The 4,926-nt window shown below is 54.4% G+C and carries 4 protein-coding genes and 2 pseudogenes; 3 read left to right on the forward strand and 3 right to left on the reverse strand.

What is annotated here, in order from left to right:
* From ACXJ5O_RS18900 to ACXJ5O_RS18910, 3 genes and pseudogenes are all read left to right on the forward strand, one after another.
* A pseudogene (locus ACXJ5O_RS18900) lies at nt 1–256 on the forward strand (hypothetical protein); the annotation flags it as partial.
* Nucleotide 257: 1 nt separating this feature from the next.
* Nucleotides 258–1,760, forward strand: coding sequence for a hypothetical protein (locus ACXJ5O_RS18905; RefSeq protein ID WP_457301243.1), 1,503 nt, complete (start codon nt 258–260; stop codon nt 1,758–1,760).
* A 186-nt stretch (nt 1,761–1,946) separates the two neighbouring features.
* Nucleotides 1,947–2,454 (forward strand): annotated as a pseudogene (locus ACXJ5O_RS18910) (HlyD family efflux transporter periplasmic adaptor subunit); the annotation flags it as partial.
* Between the two features lie 38 nt (nt 2,455–2,492).
* Here ACXJ5O_RS18910 and ACXJ5O_RS18915 read toward each other — a convergent pair.
* The 3 genes from ACXJ5O_RS18915 to ACXJ5O_RS18925 all read right to left on the reverse strand — a co-directional run bounded on the left by ACXJ5O_RS18915 (nt 2,493) and on the right by ACXJ5O_RS18925 (nt 4,795).
* Nucleotides 2,493–3,263 (reverse strand): amino acid ABC transporter ATP-binding protein, encoded by a 771-nt coding sequence (locus ACXJ5O_RS18915; RefSeq protein WP_112531617.1) that lies wholly within the window; start codon nt 3,261–3,263, stop codon nt 2,493–2,495.
* Nucleotides 3,263–3,943 (reverse strand): amino acid ABC transporter permease, encoded by a 681-nt coding sequence (locus ACXJ5O_RS18920; RefSeq protein ID WP_112531432.1) that lies wholly within the window; start codon nt 3,941–3,943, stop codon nt 3,263–3,265. The genes ACXJ5O_RS18915 and ACXJ5O_RS18920 overlap by 1 nt, the downstream gene beginning before the upstream one ends.
* An 81-nt stretch (nt 3,944–4,024) precedes the next feature.
* Entirely contained in the window at nt 4,025–4,795 is a 771-nt protein-coding gene (locus ACXJ5O_RS18925; RefSeq protein ID WP_112531431.1) for an amino acid ABC transporter substrate-binding protein, read from the reverse strand.
* Nucleotides 4,796–4,926: the final 131 nt, after the last annotated feature.

The following is a 4,926-nucleotide window of genomic DNA, read 5'->3' on the forward strand; positions in this document are numbered from 1 at the left end:
GAAAAAGCAAAATGCGTCGCCAAGCGTTATCGCAAGATACGTCGCAACGTTTCTGGTGGCCTATGCGGTCAATCTTGGAATTGTTCTCGCGGCGCGCTCAACCGGACTAATGGACGGCCCGATGATTCATCTGCTGGGCATTTGTGCCTATACAATCCTTTTCTACCTGGGATCGGTCCATTTCGTGTTTGCAGAAAACACACCAATTTCGATTAACAATCAGCATGCAATCAACGGAAGAAGTGAGCCCCGATAGAATGGCCGACGACACCTACAGCGCACGGGCAGCAACCGTCTCGGGCTCCTCGACCGCAGAAGACCAGCGCGTCAGGCTGCTCTTCTGTTTGATTGTTGCAATTTTCAAAGCGGCAACGCTGATTTACGCCGCTGGCGGGCTTTTGCAGGATCCTGATAATTGKTGGCACGTGCGGGTGGGCTTGGACATGCTGACAAGCGGCACGTTTCCCACGGTCGACACTTATTCCTATACTTTTGCTGGCAGTCCCTGGATAGCAAAAGAATGGCTTGGGCAGATACTGTTTGCACTCGCCTATTCGCTGAACGGCTGGAACGGGGTCACATTATTGACCATCGCCATGAGCACGTTAACGGTCTTCCTGCTTGCATGGTATCTCAGCGCCTCCCTAAAACCGACGGTAGCGTTCGGCCTGACCTTCATACTGTCGCTCCTCATCGGTCCGATCCTGACCGCACGTCCACTCGTCTTCACACTTCCCATCATCATCATCTGGACTGCTGAGCTGTTCCGCGCTGCCCGCGATGAACGAGCCCCACCATTGTGGTTGCTACCACTCATATGCCTTTGGGCGAATCTCCACGCAACATTCACATTCGGATTCATCATAGCGGCATTCGCGGGCCTGGATTTTCTGGCGCAGACTCGCCTGACGAAGCCAGGTCTCCTCGGCAAATGGATTGCCTTTGGAATGCTTTGCCCGCTTGTGACCTTGCTCAACCCTTACGGTATCAAGGCCATCCTCGCGACCTTTTCAGTTGCCTACGGCAACGAGGCGGTCGCTTATATCGACGAATGGCAGCCCTTCAACGCCTCGGATTCTTACCTTATGGAGGCGTTCCTCCTGGTAGCTCTTCTCGGGCTGCTCGTCTCACGAGTGCAAATCGGATGGCCCAAGGCACTGTTTCTCCTCTTCAATCTGCATCTCCTCCTCACGCATCAGCGCTTTGCCTATCTTTTTGTTCTGCTGGTACCGCTCATTCTCGCGGCAGAAATCGGTGAACAATTCTCTTGGGTCTCGGCTTACAAATGGGCCAAGGGRCATCTCGACCGCCTGGAGCAATTTCTTGCCAGCCATTTTCACTCGATTTCAGCAACGATCGGCATATTGATCGTGTCTACGGCTGCAATATTCTCCTCGGTTTCAGGGGTCGAACCAAGCCCGAAGACATCGGCAAAAGGTGCGCTCGCGTTTGCGCAGCAGCACAATCTCTCCGGGAACGTCTTCAATTCCTACAATTTTGGCGGCACGCTGATTTTCCATGGAATCAAGACATTCATCGATGGCCGAACCGATCAGCTCTTTCTGAATGGCTTCATGAAGAAAACTATGTTGGCGGGCAACAGTGGTGGAAAACCGATTTTGGAAGAACAGATGAAAACCTATGCAATCGGCTGGGCTTTGCTAGCAACTGGCGACAGCCGCATCCCTTTCTTCAACGAATTAACCGGCTGGCGACGTGCGTATTCCGATGAGAATGCCGTCATCTTTATCCGGGAATGATGAGCCGCGTGTCATTTCGCGTGCAATAATGTAGACACTCCCTGTAGACTAAGGTTCTGATAACTTTAATGACGAGTGCTGTTCTACTGTAGGTTGTATTAGGCCTCACGGCTATTATTGCCGTCCTTTACGCCTTTCAAGGATGTTTCGACCTGATCCGCGCAAGACATGCGCGACATCGATGCGAAGAGCGGAGAATATGTCGAGCGCAGTATTGCAGCCCAAGATCAGCTCAAACGCATCGACATAAGGGCGCCGCAAACCGGCACCGTGCATGAACTCTCCGTCCACACTGTCGGCGGCGTGGTCCCCGCGGGTGAACAGCTGATGTTGATTGTGCCCGATGCTGTTGCTGGTCGTCGAAGCGAAGGTGCAGCCGCAAGATGTGGATCAGCTTTTTGTCGGGCAACCGGCTGGATTGCGTTTTACCGCCTTCAGCCAACGCACCACTCCGGAAGTCAATGGCACCGTGCAACAAATTTCCGCAGATGTGACAACGGACACCCGCACTGGCCTCAGCCATTACACCGTGCGCGTGGCCATCACTCCCGCCGAGGTCGGACGACTTGGCGCAATCAAACTTGTACCGGGGATGCCCGTTGAAACATTTATCGAGTCTGGCGACAGGAGCGTCGCGTCCTATTTCATCAAGCCAATGATAGATCGGGCAAAGCGCGCGTTCCRCGAAGGTTGACCAACGAGGTATTGAAGCACGCTAGAGCATATGCACCGTCAAATGCCCTCACCATGCGTATGGCCTTCGTGTGTCAGGGTAGCGATGAAGCGCTTGGTGCGCTCCCGTTTCGGGTTGGTGAAGATATCCCGTGAGGAACCCGTTTCAACGACCACTCCCCCATCCAGCACGATCACCTCATTGGCAATCCTCGAGGCCAGTCGAAGATCGTGCGTCGCCATGACCATTGTCGTACCTTCCCGCGCCAATTGCGCGAGCACATCGACCACCTCCCCGGAGAGTTCGGGATCAAGCGCTGACGTCGGTTCATCGCATAGAAGAACTTTGGGTGATGGGGCCAACGCCCGGGCGATTGCCACACGCTGCTGCTGTCCGCCGGAGAGCGTCGATGGCCAGACCTCTGCCTTATGCGCAAGCCCAACCTTCTCAAGCAATGTTATTGCCCGTTCCCTCGCCCGCTCCCTTGGCCATTTGAGGACTGTGGTCAGCCCCTCCGTAACGTTCTCGATAACCGTACGATGCGGAAACAGTTGGAAGTTCTGAAACACCATGCCGGTATGACGGCGAACCAGCTGGATCTGCTTCGTGCCCATCCGCACACCCGGCTGAAAGTCCAACCGGTCACCGGCAACTTCTACTGAACCCGATGTTGGAATTTCCAGAAGGTTTATGCAACGCAGAAGTGTACTTTTGCCACCGCCGGAAGGACCGACGAGAGCCATGACCGAGCCTTCGGCCACGCTGAGGGAAACGTTTTTGAGTACCATGTGGTCGCCAAAGCGTTTCTCGATATTCTTGAGGTCGACCATCATGATCCTGCCTCCAGGAAGCCGCCGTAGCGATTGAGGCGGGTTTCAAGCCGCGCTTGCAGCGACGACAGGACCGAACTCAAGGCGAGATAAATCAGTGCCGCCTCCACGTAGAGAATGAGCGGTTCATATGTCGTAGCAACAATGCGTTGAGCCGCCTGGAACAACTCCGGCACAGTGATGGCCGCCGCAAGTGAAGTGTCTTTGACAAGAGAAATAAAGGTGTTCGATAGCGGTGGAACAGCCACTCTGGCCGCCTGTGGCAAAATAGTCCGCTGCATTGCCTGGCGCCAGTTCATGCCGATCGAGTAAGCGGCCTCCCACTGGCCCTTTGGAACCGAAGATATAACCGCGCGCAAGATTTCCGACGTATAGGCGCCGATATTCAGGGTGAAACCGATGAGCGCGGCTGTGAACGCATCAAGCACGATACCAACGCTCGGCAGGCCATAGAATATCAGGAAAAGTTGGACCAGCAGCGGCGTACCGCGAATGATCCAGACATAGAACTTGACGACCGCCGCAAACGGAGTTGGTGCGAATAGCCGAACAAGCGCAGCTATAAGACCGACGGTAAGTCCAAGCGCGAATGACAACAGCGTCAGCGGAATCGTGAAAATCAAACCCGCCCACAATAGCGACGGAAGCGATTCGAGCATCAATGACAACCAATGTGTCAAAATCGTTCTCCCCAACAATAAAGGCAGGGAGCGAACCCCCTGCCCTCTTAGAGCGTAAATAATCCCGATCGTAAACGGTTGTTACTTCGAAACGTCCTGTCCGAAATACTTGTCGGCGATCTTTTGATACGTACCGTCCGCCTTGATCGTCTCGAGTGCCTTGTTGATGGCGGCGAGCAGATCCGGTTCACCCTTGCGGATGATGATGCCGGAGAAATCGGCATTCTCCTGCTGCGCCGCAATCTTCACATTGGCGTCAGGCTTATGCTTCTTGAAGTCGAGGAAAGACAGACTGTCGTTGATCGTCGAGTCGGCACGGCCATTGAGGACCAGCTGGATCGACTGGTCGAAACCGTCTGTTCCAACCAGCTCTGCACCGGCTTCCTGGGCGATCTTGCCGAAATTGCTGGAGAGCGATTGCGCAGACTTCTTGCCCTTTAGATCAGCAAAGCCCTTGATCTCCTCGTTGTCACTCTTGACGATCAAAACTGCCTTTGAAGCAATGTAAGGCTCGGAGAAATCATACTTTGCCTTGCGCGCCTCGGTGATGCCAACCTGATTGATGACCGTGTCATAGCGGTTGGCGTCGAGACCGGCGATCAGGCCATCCCACTTGCCTTCGAGGAACTCGGGCTTGACGCCGAGATTTTTGGCAATCGCCTCACCGATCTCCACATCGAAACCGACGAGCTTGCCCGAGGCATCGTGATAGGTGAACGGCGCGTAGGTGCCTTCCGTGCCGATCTTGAGAACGCCTGCCGCCTTGATCTGCTCAAGATTGGACGCCGCCTGTGCCTGGGCAGGCACGATTGCGAGGGCACTGACGACGAGAAGTGATTTCAACCAGTTCATTGTGTTTCCATCCGTTTGTAATTTGCTTTGAGCATGATCGGAAAGTGTCATTTTGCCGTGGCGCTGTATAGGCATTCGACGGCGCCGCTAGGAGCAGACCGGCAAAATTTATACCAGATTTCGGTTCAATG

Source organism: Phyllobacterium sp. P5_D12 (assembly GCF_054049495.1).